This window comes from Aquirufa sp. A-Brett2-W8 (assembly GCF_054558755.1).
The window spans coordinates 188664-206122 of record NZ_JBPXKS010000005.1; the positions used below are offsets into that span (position 1 = coordinate 188664).

At 41.9% G+C, this 17459-nt stretch carries 12 protein-coding genes; 8 read left to right on the forward strand and 4 right to left on the reverse strand.

The features are described from left to right. Positions 1-13 precede the first annotated feature (13 nt). The gene (locus ACST13_RS05990) at positions 14-766 is read right to left on the reverse strand and encodes a LytR/AlgR family response regulator transcription factor (protein WP_459522308.1); all 753 of its coding nucleotides are present in this window, start codon (positions 764-766) and stop codon (positions 14-16) included. Between the two features lies 1 nt (position 767). Beyond that, positions 768-1829: a sensor histidine kinase gene (locus ACST13_RS05995; protein WP_459522309.1), complete on the reverse strand. Its 1062-nt coding sequence runs from the start codon at positions 1827-1829 to the stop codon at positions 768-770. 145 nt (positions 1830-1974) lie between these two features. Between ACST13_RS05995 and ACST13_RS06000 the strand changes: the two genes are divergently transcribed. Further along, entirely contained in the window at positions 1975-3765 is a 1791-nt protein-coding gene (locus ACST13_RS06000) for a family 16 glycoside hydrolase (protein WP_459522310.1), read from the forward strand. Positions 3766-3767: 2 nt separating this feature from the next. Then, entirely contained in the window at positions 3768-5609 is a 1842-nt protein-coding gene (locus ACST13_RS06005; protein ID WP_459522311.1) for a hypothetical protein, read from the forward strand. A gap of 51 nt (positions 5610-5660) precedes the next feature. Here the strand turns inward: ACST13_RS06005 and ACST13_RS06010 are convergent, their stop codons facing one another. Further along, complete coding sequence (locus tag ACST13_RS06010) at positions 5661-6038, reverse strand: DUF1573 domain-containing protein (protein WP_459522312.1); 378 nt, start codon at positions 6036-6038, stop codon at positions 5661-5663. Between the two features lie 110 nt (positions 6039-6148). Here ACST13_RS06010 and ACST13_RS06015 point away from each other — a divergent pair, with 110 nt between their 5' ends. The 4 genes from ACST13_RS06015 to nuoK are packed head-to-tail and all read left to right on the forward strand — an operon-like array spanning position 6149 to position 10100. Further along, positions 6149-8581 carry an alpha-ketoacid dehydrogenase subunit alpha/beta gene (locus tag ACST13_RS06015; protein ID WP_459522313.1) on the forward strand — a complete coding sequence of 811 codons (2433 nt, stop codon included), beginning with the start codon at positions 6149-6151 and terminating at the stop codon, positions 8579-8581. A 1-nt stretch (position 8582) separates the two neighbouring features. Next, on the forward strand, positions 8583-9272 hold the full coding sequence (locus ACST13_RS06020) for a 4Fe-4S binding protein (protein WP_459522314.1): 690 nt from the start codon (positions 8583-8585) through the stop codon (positions 9270-9272). Then, positions 9269-9802: an NADH-quinone oxidoreductase subunit J family protein gene (locus tag ACST13_RS06025; protein WP_459522315.1), complete on the forward strand. Its 534-nt coding sequence runs from the start codon at positions 9269-9271 to the stop codon at positions 9800-9802. The genes ACST13_RS06020 and ACST13_RS06025 overlap by 4 nt, the downstream gene beginning before the upstream one ends. Then, entirely contained in the window at positions 9795-10100 is a 306-nt protein-coding gene (gene nuoK, locus ACST13_RS06030) for an NADH-quinone oxidoreductase subunit NuoK (protein WP_459522316.1), read from the forward strand. Before ACST13_RS06025 ends, nuoK begins: the two co-directional genes overlap by 8 nt. Here the strand turns inward: nuoK and uvrC are convergent. Then, positions 10097-11899 carry an excinuclease ABC subunit UvrC gene (gene uvrC, locus ACST13_RS06035; protein WP_459522317.1) on the reverse strand — a complete coding sequence of 601 codons (1803 nt, stop codon included), beginning with the start codon at positions 11897-11899 and terminating at the stop codon, positions 10097-10099. The genes nuoK and uvrC overlap by 4 nt on opposite strands. 494 nt (positions 11900-12393) lie before the next feature. Here uvrC and ACST13_RS06040 point away from each other — a divergent pair, with 494 nt between their 5' ends. After that, a complete protein-coding gene (locus tag ACST13_RS06040) occupies positions 12394-15627 on the forward strand; it encodes a SusC/RagA family TonB-linked outer membrane protein (RefSeq protein WP_459522318.1) in 3234 nt (1077 codons plus the stop codon). A gap of 51 nt (positions 15628-15678) precedes the next feature. Further along, on the forward strand, positions 15679-17427 hold the full coding sequence (locus ACST13_RS06045) for a RagB/SusD family nutrient uptake outer membrane protein (protein ID WP_459522319.1): 1749 nt from the start codon (positions 15679-15681) through the stop codon (positions 17425-17427). Positions 17428-17459 lie beyond the last annotated feature (32 nt).

The following is a 17459-nucleotide window of genomic DNA, read 5'->3' on the forward strand; positions in this document are numbered from 1 at the left end:
TCAAAGTTACAATTTATTGCTTTTGATAGCCGATGATTTGGTAAAAATGCTCAGAATAACTTTCGCTTATCGGAATGTGGTTCTCGCCGATTTTAATTTTTTGGCTTCGAATCGACTCCATTTTACTTAATGAAACGATAAATGACTTGTGCACCCTTACAAAATCTGCTGAGGGCAATTTCTCCTCAATGGACTTCATCGTCATGCGACAAACAACGGGGAATTTTTGGGTTCTTAGGTGGATTTTAATGTAGTCTTTCAAGCCCTCGATGTACAAAATATCTTCCAGCATGATCTTCATTAAGGAATAATCTGCATGAATGAATAGGAACTCTAATTTAGGGGCCTCAGCTGTTTTCGTTGTTCCTTGTTTGCTTTTAAAGTAGTCTACAGCTTTATGACTGGCCTTTAAAAATCGTTCGAAATTGATAGGTTTCAAAACGTAATCGATGACATCTAAATTAAATCCATCGAGTGCATATTGTTGGTAAGCGGTCACGAAAATAACCATGGGCTTTTTCGTTAAACTTTCTAAAAACTGCAAGCCCGTCATGCCCGGCATTTGTATATCAAGGAATAATAAATCGACTGGATTGTTTTCCAAATACTCGACAGCCTCCATTGCATTTCTACAACGTTTAACGAGTTGGAGGAAGGGGACTTTGGAAATATTATCTTCGACTAAGTCCAAAGCCAAACTCTCATCATCCACCGCCATGCATTTTAAAATGGTGCCCGGTATTTCTACTAAACTTTCCTCTGACATATTAAACGTGTTGAATGGTGAGGGTAATTTCAAAATCCGAATCGGACTCTTTCACAATTAAACTATGATTATTCGGATATAGCAATTCTAGGCGGCGTTTCACATTAGCAAGACCGATACCTGAGCTCTCGTCTTTAGGTTCATTTGCCGAAGCACCTTTTTTATTTGCAACATGGAAGGTTAATTCTTTCGAGCTGTCCTTCAACTCTATTTCAATCGTCGGATTTTCAATAAAGCCTACTCCGTGTTTGAACGCATTTTCAACGAACGGAATCAGTAGCATAGGCTCAATACTGCTCGATTTAGGCCCTATTTCATGTTTGAAATTAATAAGAATATCATCGCCAAAACGAATCTTTTGCAAGTCAATATAACTTTCTAAATAGGTCAATTCTTTACTAATGGGAACGATGGAATCATTCGTTTCATAGATCATATAACGCATTAATTCAGATAGTTTTACCACTACCGGTTCCACCATCTCCGGTTTTCTACGTGATAAGGAAACCACGCTATTCAATACGTTAAACATGAAATGTGGGCTGATTTGCGATCGCAAAAAGGACAGTTCTGATTTCAAACGCTCGTTTTCTTGTTCTTTCGTCCGCTCATCTTCTTTCATGCCATCTGAAATCAATCGATAGGACGTTCCGATCGCCGCATAGAATAAAAGCTGGAAGATCATCCGCATCGTCGCGCCGCGTCTAGGTCCTCCACCTCCACCGCCGCGATTATCAGGGGAAAAGGACTCATAGGCCCAATGGAATATTGCTTCATGGAACCAAAGCATCAATGCGATCGTGCTGATAAGGGTCACTAAATAAATGATAACCCCTTTTGCTCGTAGTAATTTAGGGAGTAAAATCTCCGTATTGAGATAAAAGAAGGGGATATTGATGACCGTGAAGCTAGTCATATAGATAATCCAAAAGTAGGAACGGCGAATGTCTTCCGGATTAGTGGAGTTCGAATTAGGCCCTAAAAGTATAGGTAATGCGATTAAGAAAGCCCAAAAAAATAGGTGCAACAAAAAGTTTCGAATCGTTAACGTTTTATTTATCATGGGTTTTTGATGCTTTTTGCATACAGTGAATTCAAATTAAGAGAATCTTCCTTATATTTCCATTATAATTTCTACCAGTGTCCTGATTGTGCCGATGAAAAGGCCAAATGATTTTCGGTAGATTTGACTAAACCTACAATTTGCTATGAAGAAATTGCTCTTTTCGATGCTGTGTTCGATGCCCTTTTTTGGAATGGCGCAGCAATCGATTCCATTGACAGACTTGTCTGCCTTCGACCAACCAAGTAAAAATTGGACGATTGAGCAGTCCGTATTCTCGAAATATTCCGATACGCTTTTTCAGGTAAGTCCGGGTAAAGGTGTTATAGTCAATACGCTCAGAGGTGGAAAATACCATCGGACAGATGATTTAAAGTCTACAATGCAGCATGGCGACATTCGTATTTTGATGAATTTTATGCTTCCTAAAGGCATGAATTCCGGCATTTACTTACAAGGTCGTTACGAGGTGCAATTGTACGATTCATGGGGAAAGAAAACTGTAAAATATAGTGATTGTGGCGGTATTTATGAGCGTTGGGATGATGCACGAGGAAAGGGAAAAGAAGGATACGAGGGGTATGCTCCGCGTCAAAACGCTAGTAAAGCGCCAGGTTTATGGCAGACTTTAGAAATTGATTTTCAAGCACCTCGCTTCGATGCGAGTGGCCATAAAATAGCGAACGCCATCTTTAAGAAAGTGATTTTAAATGGCATACTCGTTCATGAAAATATCGAAGTTTCGGGGATGACTCGTGGTGCGATTTTTGACAAAGAAGCACCCTTTGGTCCTATCCTAATTCAAGGGGACCACGGTCCAGTAGCTTTTAGAAATATTCGATTTGAGACCTATGAGAAACCAACGGCTTCCTTAGGGGAAGTATCCTACGATTATTATACGGGCAAATTCACCGAGCCCATTATTCCTACTACGAAACCCGTTACATCAGGGAAAATACCAGCCTTAACCTACCGAGTAATTCCAGCAAATACTGATTTCTTAATTCATTATAAAGCTGAATTAACGATTCCGGAAGATGATAATTATGAGTTCCAAACGTATTGGACAGGTTCAGGTGAATTGAAAGTGGATGGAGTTGTGTTGAATCAAGGAGCGCATTGGTTCAATGAAATGGTGCCTGCTTCCACCTTCTTGAAGGCGGGTAAGCATCAATTGGAAATTATTCATATTAAAGATTTCCCTTGGGGTCCGAAAGCCTTAGGTTTACATGTAAAACGAATCGGCTCTCGTTTAGTTTCGATGCATGATAGAACCTCACTTTTAGACCCGGATGCGGTAGGATTAATCGAAGTGAAGGCAAATGCAGAACCTGTTTTACAGCGTTCATTTGCTTATCATTTAGGAAAGAAAAAGATGTACATCATTCAAGTAGGGGATCCTGCTGGCGTGCATTATACCTATGATTTGAAGCAAGGAGCGATCTTGCAGGTTTGGCGAGGCAAATTCTTAGATGCCACCCAAATGTGGGATAACCGTGGAGAACCTCAAACCTCAGAACCACTTGGATTAACGGTGGTGCAAGACGGGAAATTCCCCTTAGTCTTAGCTCACCAAGCACAGCCAGATTCGACTGATTTAGTATACAAAGGATATCGCTTAGAAGCGGGTCGTCCCGTATTTTTATACGAATGGCCAGCAGCTAAATTGAGATTAGAAGATCGTATTCAGCCCGCTGGAAACGGTTTAAGTCGCACGCTGACTTTAGTGGGAGCGAGTCCGCAAAAGAATGATGTGGAGGCCGTTTTAGCAACGGGTCATCATTTATCGATTTTACAAAACGGCCTTGCTTCACAGCCGGGCAATTTCATAGAATGGATAGGGGCCGCAGCCGAACTACTTAAAACGGTGTCTGGATCGCAACAAATTCGCGTGCCATTTACGGGGGCGCAACTAACTTATGACTTGATTTGGTAACGATGAAAAAATATACAGCTTTTGTTATTTTGTTTACGCTAGCCCTAGGTGCTTTTGCACAAACAAAACCGACTCCTAAAAAGGAGCAAGATTATTACGAAATCAAAACACTACCGATTCCTAAAGAGATTTATTTAGAGATAGGTGGATTAGCCCCGATGCCGGATGGCCGTTTAGCGGTAAGTACGCGAAGAGGGGAGATTTGGATTGTAGAAAATCCGTACCAAAAATCAAGCCATCAGACGTATTACCGTCGTTTTGCTAGCGGCTTGCACGAGGTATTGGGTTTAGCGTACAAGGATGGCGTTTTTTATTGCTCACAGCGTGGGGAGTTGACGAAGATTTCGGATACTGATCGCGACGGAGTAGCAGATTTGTATGAGCCGGTCTATCAATTCGATATATCCGGGAATTACCACGAATATACCTATGGCCCAGTTTTCGATAAGAATGGGGACATGTGGGTGAGTTTGAATTTAGCGTGGGTGGGTTTTGGTGAAGGTAAGTTTGCTAAATGGCGTGGCTGGTTCGTTAAAATCTCTCCAGACGGCAAAATGGAGCCTTTTGCAGGTGGATTGCGTTCTCCTGCTGGTTATAGCTTTAACGATGAGGGCGATCTTTTCTACGGTGAAAACCAGGGGGATTGGGTCGGTTCAGGTCGGGTAACTCACCTTGCTAAGGGAGATTTCGCTGGGAATCCAGGCGGTCTTAAATGGGCCAAAGAACCTAATAGCCCATTGAAACTTAGCTTAGAAGAGATTCAAGATAATGGCTCGCCTATGTTTGAGGCAGCGAAGAAAAATCCGAAGATTAAATTGCCGGCGGTTTGGTTCCCTCATGCGATTATGGGGATTTCGACTTCAGATGTGCTACAAGACACAACGAAAGGCAAATTCAGTCCTTTCCCGGGTCAATATTTCGTGTCAGATCAGGGGCAATCCAAGGTAATGCGTATGGGTTTAGAGAAAATCAATGGCGTGTATCAAGGATTCGCGATTAATTACCGCGAAGGTTTTCAGTCGGGTATATTAAGAGAACGTTTTGGTCTGGATGGTAGCATGTTCGTGGGAATGACCTCTCGCGGATGGGGAAGTACAGGAAAAGATGATTTCGGTTTACAACGCTTATTTTGGAATGGGATTATGCCTTTTGAGATTGATATGATTAAGGCAAAATCAGATGGTTTCGAATTTAGCTTTACGCAGCCAGTGGATGTGAATTCGGTGAAGAAAGCGGCATCTTATGCGATTCGTTCGTATATCTACAAATACCAACATCAATACGGTTCTCCCATTATTGAGTTGAAAGACTTAAAGATCAAAGGAGTAGAGGTTTCTGCCGATCACAAGAAGGTGCGTATCTCGATCGATGGAATTCGTCAATTTTTCATCCACGAATTTATCTTGAAGGGCGTTCTGAATGAAAAGGGAGATCCCTTATTACACGAAACGGCTTACTATACTTTGAATCAGATTCCGGCGGGGCCCGCCTTAGTAGCGGCGGCACCTCAGGACGAAATCTTCACGAAGGTAACGCAAATAGGAGTTGTTAAAAACTCGATGGGTTATGAATTAGGCATTGCTGGTTTATTGAAGAAGCACACCTGCTCCGCTTGCCACGCGAAAGACAGCAAATTAATCGGACCTGCCTTCACGGAAATCGCTAAACGCAATTATTCGAATCAGAAGATTTTAGAATTAGTATATAAACCTAATCCACAAAACTGGCCAGACTATGCGACCGAAATGGCACCTATGAGCCATGTGCCTAAGGCAGATGTCTTGAAGATTGCAGGCTGGATTAACGGCCTGCGAGAGACAGAAGGTCTCAAGAACCGTGACTAAAAAAAAGCTCTCTGTTACGAACAGAGAGCTTTTTTTATGAAGTGCTTCGAATTATTTTTTCGTAGCTACACTTCCTTGAATGGCTAAAACAATTTGAGACGCCTCACCATTGTTCATCACAGTAACGGTCTTGTTAAAGACTCCTGGACGGCCAACTGAATTATATGACGCTGTAACTTTACCTGTTTTACCTGGCATAACTGGCTCTCTAGTCCAATCTGGCGTAGTGCAACCACATGAAGGCTTAACGTTAGAAATAACTACGGGTGTTTTTCCTGTATTAGTGAATTCAAAGCTATAAGTAGCAATTGTTCCTTCTGTGATCGTTCCAAAATCATGCTTTTCTTGCTTGAACTTCAAAGCACCTTGTGCATTCGAAGTAAATGCGAAGCCTAAAATTAGAGCAAATAGGGCGATTATTTTTTTCATACTATTTTCATTGGTTTTATATACGTTTCAAATCTATAAACAAAAAAAGATTTCGCCAAGTTTCTTGACCGGATTCTGTTTGGAGGGCGAGGATTTTATTGTATTTTTACGTGTTTAATAAGACCCAGCATTTGAATTCATTTACTTTTTCTAAGCCTAATCTTACGTTCGACCCTATCCGGGTAGTAGAGGACTATCGCCTAGCTGTTATCAGCCGTGCCTGTAGTCTTTTAGTGCGCAAAGAGGTGTTTTCAGGACGGGCGAAATTTGGTATTTATGGGGATGGTAAAGAGTTATGCCAAATCGCTTTAGCTCGATCTATGCGCCCTGGGGACTATGTTTCGGGCTATTATCGGGATCAAACGATAGGTGCAGCTATAGGTGATTTAACTTGGCCTCAGTATTTTGCTCAGCTATACGGACATCCGGATATTCAATTTGATCCACATTCTGGGGGTCGTCAGATGAATAACCACCATGCGACGCGTTGGTTAGATGAGAAAGGTAAATGGGTGGATCAAACCTCTCGTTATAATACCGTGGCAGGTATTTCCTCTACTGCTGGTCAAATACCTCGCGCTTTGGGAATCGCTTATGCCTCGAAAATGTACCGTGAAAGAGCGGATCTTAAAGATCATCAGGCTCTTTTCTCGAAACAAGGCCAAGAAATTTGTTTCACCACGATTGGGGACGCATCCACATCAGAAGGCATGTTTTTTGAGTGTATTAATGCGGCAGGCGTGTTGCAAATACCGATCATTTTCTCTGTTTGGGATGATGGTTATGGTATTTCGGTACCTATCGAATTTCAAACGACAAAATCATCTATATCGAAGGCTTTAGCTGGATTTCAGCGTAATGAGCAAGAAAAAGGAGTAGAAATAATACAAGTGAAAGCCTGGGATTACCCGGGATTAGTGGCGGCCTATCAGCGCGCGACGGATTTAGCTCGAAAAGACTTTGTTCCTTGCTTAGTCCACGTGATTGAATGTACGCAACCTCAGGGGCACTCTGCCTCCGGTTCACATGAACGGTATAAATCCTCTGAGCGATTAGCTTGGGAACAGGAGGCGGATTGCAATGCCTTGTTTCGCGAATGGGTTTTAGCTGAAAATTTTGCTTCAGAAGATCAGTTAAAGGCCATCGATGAGGAGGCCGTTGTATTAGCGAGGAAATACCAAAAAGAGGCTTTTGCTGCTTATATGGCATCGGTTGATGTAGATAAAAAAGGCTTTTTACGTATTGCGAAAAGTCTTTTGGAATCCACTAATGAACCGGGTCTTTTGCAACCCATTCTGGATGAATTAAATGACTTACCTTATCCTATTTTCAGTGATTTAGTTCGAGCGGGTCGCAAGACTTTGCGGGCGTTCCGTTTTTATCAAGGTCCTGCCGTAAAATTACTCCGTAAATGGTTAGATGACCTGGAGAAAGTAAACCGCAGACGCTTTAGTTCTCACCAAATGAGTGAGTCCGATGAGTCCCCTTTATTAATTAAGGGCGTAAAGCCGACTTATGAAAAAGAGCCGGCTTTGGTCGATGGAAGAGAGATTTTGAACAAAGCATTTGCTCAATTTTTAGAAGATCCACGGGTATTTATCTTGGGCGAGGATGTAGGGAAAATAGGGGATGTAAACCAAACCCTAGCCGGATTACAAGAAATTTATGGACCACTTAAAGTAACGGATACAGGTATTCGCGAAGTGAGTATCGTAGGTCAGGGAATAGGCGCTTCGATGCGCGGTTTGAAGCCGATTGTAGAGATTCAATATTTGGATTATATATTTTACCCGTTCCCGATTTTATCGGATGACTGGGCCTGTTTACATTACCGTACCGCAGGAGGCCAAAAAGCGCCAATGATTGTTCGAACTAGGGGACATCGTTTGGAGGGAATTTGGCATTCTGGTAGTCCTATGGCTGTTTTAATTAATGGTTTACGAGGTGTACATTTCTGTGTGCCACGCAATATGACAAAAGCAGCGGGTATGTACCGCACTTTATTGAAAGGGGATGACCCTGGAATTGTGATTGAATGTTTGAATGGATATCGTTTAAAGGAGCCCATGCCCACTAATTTAGATGAGATCGAAGTGCCTTTAGGCGTTACAGAAATTTTGCGAGAAGGAACCGATATTACTGTAGTCACCTATGGTTCTATGTGTCGAATTGTGATGGAGGCGGCGGAGACTTTGGCAGGATTAGGGATTTCGGTGGAAGTGATTGATGCGCAAACTTTATTGCCATTTGATCGCCATCATGGTATTTTAGCGTCGATTCAAAAGACACACCGGGTAATCTTCGCAGATGAAGATATGCCGGGAGGAGCAACGGCCTATATGATGCAGGAAGTTTTGGACAAACAGGGAGCATTTACCTGGTTAGAAAGTCCAGCTGTTTGTATTGCTGCTACTGCTCACCGTCCTGCCTACAGTTCGGATGGGGATTATTTCTCTAAGCCTAACACAGAAAATGTGGTGGATGCAGTATATGAGATTATGCGCGAATCCGATCCATCAACTTATCCAGCGATCTATTTTTAAGATGAAAGCTTATTTTCAGGACATTTTAGAGGGAATTCAGAGTATCCGAAAGGGGATGGCTTTGACGTGGAAGCATGCCTGGGCGGCGCGCGAGCAACGCAGCATTCAAAATATCCAAGACCCTGATTATTTTAATCAGCAAGCTGGTATTGTCACACTTCAATACCCGCAACAACAAATGATACCCCCGGTCAACGGCCGCTACCAATTGCATAACGAAATGGATGATTGCATCGTCTGTGATAAATGTGTGAAGGTATGTCCGGTAGATTGCATTGAAATTGATCCGATTAAAGCGACGGGTTTAGTAGGCACCACTTCAGATGGTTCACCCATCCGTTTATATGCCGCTAAATTTGATATTGACATGTCCAAATGCTGCTTCTGCGGCCTTTGCACCACAGTTTGCCCCACGGAATGTTTGACGATGACCTCGGAATACGATTTCTCGGTCTTTGATGTGAAGGAACATAATTTTGAGTTTGCGAATTTGACTCCGGAGCAGGCAGCTGAAAAGCGTGCTTTATATGAGCAGTTCGTGGCGGAGAAGGATGCCTTGAAGGAAGCTGCAAAAGAAGCAGTGAAAACCGAAGCACCTGCGGAATCAACTGAGGCCGCAAACCCTACACCCGCTTTCAAACCTGCCTTTAAGCCTAGTTTCAATCCAAAACCTAAACCAGACGCCGAATGAGCCCGCTCGTAATTGCTTTTTTGGTTTTAGCCTTATTGACATGCGGAAGTGCTTTGTCCCTATTGTGGACGAAAAATCTATTGCACGCTGCATTAGCTATGTTTCTAACCATGCTCGGTTTAGCCGGATTGTATGTCTTAGCTTATTCGGACGTATTAGCGGTGGCACATCTTTTAGTTTATGTAGGAGGGGTGCTGATCTTGATCTTGTTTGGGATTATGCTAACGAATCAAACAAATCAAACAAACCAAACAAATCAAACCGATACAGCTTCCAGTAAAAATCATTTGATGACGCTGGAGTCGAGTCGCCTATTGCCGATGTCCATCGGTTTATCCTTTTTTCTAGGCCTATTTTGGTTATTCACGAAAGGACCCTGGATGAATAATCTTCCTGTCACTGGCAATTCCAAATTGCGAGAAGTGGGTTTAGGCTTATTGACTGAATATGCTTTTCCTTTCGAATTAGCCGGAGTCTTTTTATTGATTGCCTTAATAGGTGCCACCTTTGTTGCGAAGAACCATGACTGATATACCGGTACTTTATTTCTTGTGGGTATCTGCCTTTCTTTTTGCGACAGGTCTGACGATTTTGCTTTTGAAGAAGAATACGATTTTTGTCTTGATGGGCATTGAGCTGATTTTGAATGCGGCTAATTTAAATTTAGTCGCCTTTTCGAAGAATGATCCTTCGATGCAGGGGCTTTACCTCAGTCTGTTTGTCTTAGTAGTCGGAGTTTGTGAGATGGCGATTGCCTTGGCGATTATTTTACAAGTATACCGAAACTACCGCGCGATTGATGTCGACCAGTTTACTTCTGAATTCTAGAGGTTTCCTAGTTGCTTTTTGAATTTGAGGGCTTTCATTTTGCCTAGGACTTTGGCCAAATCCTCATCCGACGCCTCCTTCAGCTTCGCCACCGTCCCAAAAGTCTTCAATAATTTCTCCGCCGTCAACTTTCCAATCCCGTCCATCGTCTCTAATTGCGACACGATAAAGTTTTTACTTCGCTTATTTCGATGTGCCGTAATCCCAAACCGGTGCGCCTCATCCCGCAGCTGCTGAATCAATTTTAGCGACTCCGATTTCTTATCTATATATAAGGGTAAACTATCTTCAGGAAAATAAATCTCCTCTAACCGTTTCGCGATACCAATGATCGGAATCTTTCTATACAATCCGATGGCCTTCAGCGCATCGCAGGCAGCGCTTAACTGCCCCTTGCCTCCATCGACGATGATGAGATCAGGTAATTCGGCCTCTTCTTCTAATAAGCGCGTGTATCTTCGGGTAATCACCTCGTGCATAGTCGCAAAGTCGTCTGGCCCCTCCACCGTTTTAGGCGTGAAGATGCGGTAATCCTTTTTCGAAGGCAGTGAATTCATGAAACAGACCATCGCGGAGACCGGATTAGTCCCTTGTAAGTTCGAGTTATCGAAACATTCAATATGTTTAGGCAAATCTGTGAGTCGCAAATCATTTTTCAATTTGATCATCACACGCATCTTGCGATCCCCTCCACTTTCTTCGGCAGCCTTTCGATCCGCCTTATCTTTACGGAAATACAAGACGTTCTTTAAGGACATGTCTAACAACTTTCGTTTGTCGCCCTGATTCGGCAAGGTATTTTTCACCCCCTCAAATTCGATCGACATGGGGATGTTAGTTATAATCTCTTTGGCCTTACTCTGAAACTGATCTCTTTTTTCCCAAATCAGCATCGTCAACAATTCTGCCTCCTCTTCCTCTAATTTTTTCTTTACCTCCCAGGTCTGCGATTGCAAAATCGTTCCATTAATGACCTTCATGAAATTAATATAGGCCAAAGACTCATCCGATACCATCGAAAACACATCCACATCATGGATCGATGGATTCACGACCGTCGACTTCGCTTGGAAGTTTTCCAATAAATGCCATTTCTCTTTCCATTCCTGCGCTTGTTCAAAGGCGTGGCGGGTGGAGGCGTCCTGCATTTGGGAAATAAAGAAGCTTTTCGCTTTCTGGTAATTACCCTTTAAAATCTGTGATACCTGATCGATGTACTCCATATAGCGCATTTCCCACTCTAAACCCTCACAAGGCCCCTTGCAATTGCCGATATGGTATTCCAAACAAACTTTAAATTTCCCTGCCTCGATATTCGATTCCTTCAAATTAAGCGCACATGTCCGCAAAGGATACAGTTGATGCAACATCTCAAGCAGCGCATGCATTAGTTTAGGATTCGCATAAGGGCCAAAAAACGTTCCTAAAGTATGATTTATCCTACGTTCCGTAATTAAGCGCGGGAAACGCTCCTTTGTCAAACAAATAAATGGATAGGTCTTATCATCCCTTAATAGAATATTGTACTTAGGCTGAAACTGCTTGATCAGCGTATTCTCTAGCAGCAGCGCATCGAATTCTGAGTGAACTATGGTGAACTCCAGATTCCGAATTTGCGAAACGAGCCGCCGCGTCTTATTGTCCTTTCCTTTCGTATTAGTGAAATAGCTACTGACCCTATTTTTTAAATTCTTCGCCTTACCTATATAGATGATGGTACCGCTTTCATCGAAGTAGCGATACACCCCCGGATCTTCGGGTAGGGTAGGAAGGATGATTTTAGGGTCGAAGGATGACATAGTCCAAAATTAAGCAAAAATCTCTTCTTTGTGTTTTTTGTAATTATCTAAGGAGGGTCTTTCTAGATTATGCGCGTATTATCTACGTGTTATGCCTAGTTTACCGATTACCGAATTCACAATTAAATCGATATTTCTGCCGACCAAAGTATCTTTCTCTGGGGTATTATAAAGGTTAAATATGCCCCCTGTGAGCTTATTAAGAGAATACTACTATTTAAAATAAAAAAAATGAAAAAATAGTACCTAAAAACTTGTGTAGGTTGGAAGTATTGGACATATTTGGAGGTATGTAATAGTATAGCATAGTTGAGACTGGTCATCTATTTTCGATGTTGTTTTCATGTGTTATTGTATTATTTAAAGATTTGTTTAACGACTAAACTTATTTAAAGTTTTAATTATTTATTCACCTAATCAGAAAGGAGGCCTATTGAATTAGTAAAATGTAAACCCAAAAAATTTAATTTAAAAAACTAACTTAATCTTTCATTATGAAAAACAATTTTTACCAAAGTCTACGAAGCTTTCTTTTGCTAGCAATAGTAATGTTAGGAAGCTTTTCGTCATTTGCCCAAGACCGCAAGGTTTCAGGTAAAGTCTCTGGGACAGATTCTCAGGGAATTCCAGGTGTCAGTATCTTAGTAAAAGGAACTAACACAGGAGCAACTACAGATGTTAATGGTACGTTCTCCGTATCAGTTAAGTCTGGATCAGCTGTTTTAAACATTACAGCTGTAGGCTATAAGTCACAATCCGTTACAGTAGGTTCTCAATCTTCGGTTAATGTAACGTTAGCAGAAGATAATTCTCAGTTAGACGAAGTAATCGTAACTGGTTACTCTGTAACTAACAAGAAAGAGTCCACTGCTGCTGCTTCTATCGTTAAAGCGAAGGATTTGCAAATTGCACCTTCAGGTAACGTAGAGCAACAATTACAAGGTCGTGTGGCCGGTGTTACTTTAATCACAAACGGACAACCAGGTACGAACAGTATCATCCGTGTACGTGGTTTTGGTGCATTCGGTGGTAACGAGCCATTGTACGTTGTGGATGGAGTTCCAGTAGGAACAACAGATTTCCTTTCTCCAGATGATATCGAGTCTACTACGGTCCTTAAGGATGCGGCAGCAGCTTCTATCTATGGTGCTCGTGCAGCGAACGGTGTAATCGTTTACACTACTAAGCGTGGTACGCGTAACAAAGGAATTACTATTTCTTATGATGGATTGTACGGTGGTACTGATCCTAACGTAGGTGGTGTAGCTAAAATGTTAACTCCACAAGAGCAAGCTGATTGGACTCACGTGGCTTACCGTAACAATGCGGCGGCTAACGGAACTGCAGTAGGTTATACTCACCCTCAATATGGTACATCTGCGCAAGCGACTTTACCTACGTATTTGCACTTCAACGGTCAAAATGGTGTGAATTCGGGTGATATGGCAGCTGCTCAAGCAGCTTTTGCATCTAATCCGTTGAATACGTTTGTAATCAAAACTAACAAAGCAGGTACTAACTGGTACGATGAAATTACTCGTTTCGGTTCTACTATGCGTCATTCATTAGGAATCCAAGGAGGAACTGACAAAGGTCGTTTCTACTTAGGTTTATCTGGACAAGAGCAACAAGGTATCTTACTTGAAAACGATTTCAAGCGTTATTCAGCTCGTTTTAACTCTGAATTTGATTTAGGAAAGAAATTGCGTGTGGGTGAAAACATCCAAATGACCTATCGTTCAGTTCGTGGTCAATCAGGAGGTAATAATGGTTTAGGCGTAGCTGCTGACGAGTCAGTTATCTTATCTGCTTACCGTATGCCTACAGCGATTCCAGTTTATGATGAGTTCGGAAGCTTTGCCTCTACAAAGGCTGCAGGTTTTAATAACCCTCGTAACCCAGTTCGTTCAAGGATAAGAAATAACACGAATGATAACAATTATAATGCATCTGCATTTGGTAATGTTTATGTAGAGTATGAGCCAATCAAAGATTTGATTATCAAGTCTTCAATCGGTGGTCAATATTCAGGTTACGCATACAAAGATTATAACTACAGGTACTTAGGGGATTCTGAGCCAGAGGCTTCAGATTCATTCGGTGAAGGATCAGGTTATAACTTTGCCTATACTTTCACTAATACAGCTGCTTACAAATACCAATGGAGAAAACATGGTGTTAAAGCATTAGTAGGTATGGAGGCATTGAATACAGGTGCAGGTCGTCAGATGTCTGGTTCAGGTATCAATCCATTCTCAATGGACTTAGACTTCGTAACTTTATCGTCAGTACAATCTCCAGTAGTTAACTCAGGCTTGTATTCAGGTGTGAATTTCTACTCTCTATTCTCTAAGTTAGATTATAACTTCGATGAGAAGTATTATTTAACTGGAGTTGTTCGTCGTGACGGATCATCTCGTTTCGGTCCTGAGAATCGTTATGGTATCTTCCCTGCAGTATCTGCTGCTTGGAGAGTAACATCTGAGGAGTTTATGAAGGATCTTCCTGCTATCTCTGATTTGAAAATCCGTGGTGGTTGGGGAATTATGGGTAACTCGAATAACGTAGACCCAGCTAACCAGTTCTCTTTATATGCAGCGAACAGAGGTAATTCATTCTATGCGATTGATGGTCAATCATCAGGAGCTAATGAGGGATACTATCGTTCTCGTATTGGTAACCCAGCTGCAAAGTGGGAGACTTCAGAAACATTGAACATTGGTTTTGATGCAACTCTTTTCAATGGTAAGTGGGAAATCGTATTAGATGTTTGGAGAAAAGATACACGTGATCTATTATTCAATGTGCCTCTTCCAGCGGTAGTAGGACCAGCTGCCTCTGCTCCTTCTGTGAACGTGGCGAAGATGCGTAACCAAGGTATTGATTTCCAAATCATTAACCGTGGTAACATCACTTCTGATTTGAAGTATGAATTAACATTCAACAATTCATTCTTGAAAAACGAAATCGTTGCATTTGCTCCAGGTGTTACCAACTTAACAGGTGGTGCATTCCGTGGAATTACGCCAGTTCGTATGGAAGTAGGTCAATCTCTATCTTCTTTCTACGGATATAAAGTATTGGGATATTTCGGTTCTGCAGCTGAAGTAAGTTCTGCGCCAGCACAAGACGGTAAAGGAGTAGGTCGTTTCCGTTATGCGGATATCAATGGTGATGGTAAAATCACAACTGATGACCGTACCTTCTTAGGTTCTCCAGTACCAACTTATACAGGTGGTATCAACGTAGGATTGACTTACAAGGATTTTGAATTTGCTACGTATTTATACGCTTCAGTAGGAAACCAAATCTGGAACCAATCTAAGTGGTTTACAGACTTCTTCGGAACGTTTGAAGGATCAGGAAAAGGGGAACGCGCTAAGCAATCATGGACTCCAGCATTAGGAAACAGCGCAGCTGCTCCGATTTGGGAATCAAATTCTAACTTGTCAACTTCAGGTGCTGCTAACTCATGGTATGTAGAGAACGGTGATTACTTACGTATTCAAAACGTTTCTTTAGGATACAATATTCCGAAATCTTATACTTCTAAATTAGGTATCAAGCGTGCGAAGTTTACTGTTTCAGCTAACAACATCTTTACTTTTACTAAGTACAAAGGTTTAGATCCAGGTGTAGGTGGAGCGGCAGATACAGGTTTCGGTATTGATGTGGGTAACTACCCTGTGACACCTTCATACAATGCATCTATCAATTTGACTTTCTAAAACATAAAGTCCACGCTGTTAGTTATATAGTTTAATTAATAAAATAAAAAAATGAAAAATAATCAGATTTTTAAGCGAATAGCTTTAGTGAGTGTGTCAGCTCTTACGTTGACCTTCGCTTGTAAGGATCAGTTTTTAGAAGTTCCGCCTACTGCCTCTTTGGCTCAAGCGCAATTATCTTCTAAAGCTGGCGTAGAAGGCACCTTAATTGGGGCTTATGCACAGTTAGCTGCTAAGGGGTTTACTCGTCTTGCAGCAGGTAATAACTGGGTTTGGGGTTCTATCCGCGGTGGAGAGAACAACAAGGGTACGGATGCGGGTGACTTTACTTCTATCAACCCTATGCAACGTTATGAGGTTCAACCTACTGACGGGGACTTGAATGATACTTGGAGAGCAAAATACGAAGGTGTCGCACGTTGTAATGCGACGATTAACTTAGCGAATGGTTCGAAACAATTGTCTGCTGCAGACAAGACTCGTATTGTTGCTGAAGCTCGTTTCTTACGTGGTCACTACTACTTCGAATTGAAGAAGTTGTTTAACTCTGTTCCTTACGTCGATGAGACAATGGATTATGGTAAAGGAATCGAAAAAGTAGCTAACACAGAAGCATTCTGGGATAAGATTGAAGGTGACTTTGCCTATGCATATACAAACTTGCCAGCAACGTCTTCATCTGCGGGTCGTGCGAACAAATGGGCTGCTCAAGCTTATTTAGGAAAAGTGTTATTGTTCCAAGGAAAGTTTGCTGATGCGAAAGCTAAGTTTACTGACGTAATTACGAATGGTGTAACTACGAATGGTAAGAAATATGGTTTAGTTGCTAAGTTTGCGGAAATCTTCAATGCGGAGAATGACAACAACGAGGAGGCTATATTTGCAATCCAATCGTCTATGAACACAGGTAACGTGAATAACGCGAATGGTTTCGATGACTTGAACTACCCATACAATACGGGTTCTGATGGTCCAGGTAACTGCTGCGGATTCTTCCAACCTTCATTCTCGTTAGCTAATGCTTATCGTACAGTGAATGGTTTGCCTATTTTAACTGAGACGGCTGGAGCTCCAGATTATAACTTACCTGCGAATGCATTGAAGCAAGACTATCAAATCTCTTCATCTGTTGCGTTTACAGAAGATGCTGGTGCTTTAGATCCACGTATTGACCACACTATCGGTCGTCGTGGTATCCAATACTTAGACTGGATCGAGCACCCTGGTAAGAACTGGATTCGTGATCAAACTTATGCAGGTCCTTACTCACCTAAGAAATACGTATACTACAAGCGTCAAGAGAATACATTAACGGATGGTTCTTCTTGGACACGTGGTTATGCAACGATGAACTTCAACATCATTCGTTTTGCTGACGTATTGTTAATGGCTGCTGAGGCTGAAATCGAAGCTGGTTCATTAGCTACTGCTTTAGGTTACATCAACCAAGTGCGTGCTCGTGCGGCTAACCCTGCAGGTTTCGTAATGAAAGGTGGTGTTGCTGAGGCTAACTACGTAATCTCTCCTTACACAGCATTTGCTGATAAGGCGTCTGCTCAAAAGGCGGTTCGTATGGAGCGTATGTTAGAATTAGCGACTGAAGGTCACCGTTTCTTCGACTTAGTTCGTTGGGGAACTGATGTAAGTACGTTAAATGCATACTTAAATTATGAGAAGCAATACTTAGTTACGAAGTTTGGTGGAGCATCTTACCAAGCAACGGATAAGTATTTACCTATCCCTCAAGCTCAAATTGACATTCAAGGTACTTCAATATTGAAGCAAAACCCAGGATATTAATTTGTTCTAATTTTCTTTTAAAAAGGTGGGAT

What these genes read in the sequence shown, in the direction of transcription:
- ACST13_RS06005 (WP_459522311.1), top strand. Translation starts at nt 3,768, where the DNA reads ATGAAAAAATATACAGCTTTTGTTATTTTGTTTACGCTAGCCCTAGGT.
- ACST13_RS06000 (WP_459522310.1), top strand. Translation starts at nt 1,975, where the DNA reads ATGAAGAAATTGCTCTTTTCGATGCTGTGTTCGATGCCCTTTTTTGGA.
- ACST13_RS06025 (WP_459522315.1), top strand. Translation starts at nt 9,269, where the DNA reads ATGAGCCCGCTCGTAATTGCTTTTTTGGTTTTAGCCTTATTGACATGC.
- ACST13_RS06010 (WP_459522312.1), bottom strand. Translation starts at nt 6,038, where the DNA reads ATGAAAAAAATAATCGCCCTATTTGCTCTAATTTTAGGCTTCGCATTT.
- ACST13_RS05990 (WP_459522308.1), bottom strand. Translation starts at nt 766, where the DNA reads ATGTCAGAGGAAAGTTTAGTAGAAATACCGGGCACCATTTTAAAATGC.
- nuoK (WP_459522316.1), top strand. Translation starts at nt 9,795, where the DNA reads ATGACTGATATACCGGTACTTTATTTCTTGTGGGTATCTGCCTTTCTT.
- uvrC (WP_459522317.1), bottom strand. Translation starts at nt 11,899, where the DNA reads ATGTCATCCTTCGACCCTAAAATCATCCTTCCTACCCTACCCGAAGAT.
- ACST13_RS06040 (WP_459522318.1), top strand. Translation starts at nt 12,394, where the DNA reads ATGAAAAACAATTTTTACCAAAGTCTACGAAGCTTTCTTTTGCTAGCA.
- ACST13_RS06045 (WP_459522319.1), top strand. Translation starts at nt 15,679, where the DNA reads ATGAAAAATAATCAGATTTTTAAGCGAATAGCTTTAGTGAGTGTGTCA.
- ACST13_RS06020 (WP_459522314.1), top strand. Translation starts at nt 8,583, where the DNA reads ATGAAAGCTTATTTTCAGGACATTTTAGAGGGAATTCAGAGTATCCGA.
- ACST13_RS05995 (WP_459522309.1), bottom strand. Translation starts at nt 1,829, where the DNA reads ATGATAAATAAAACGTTAACGATTCGAAACTTTTTGTTGCACCTATTT.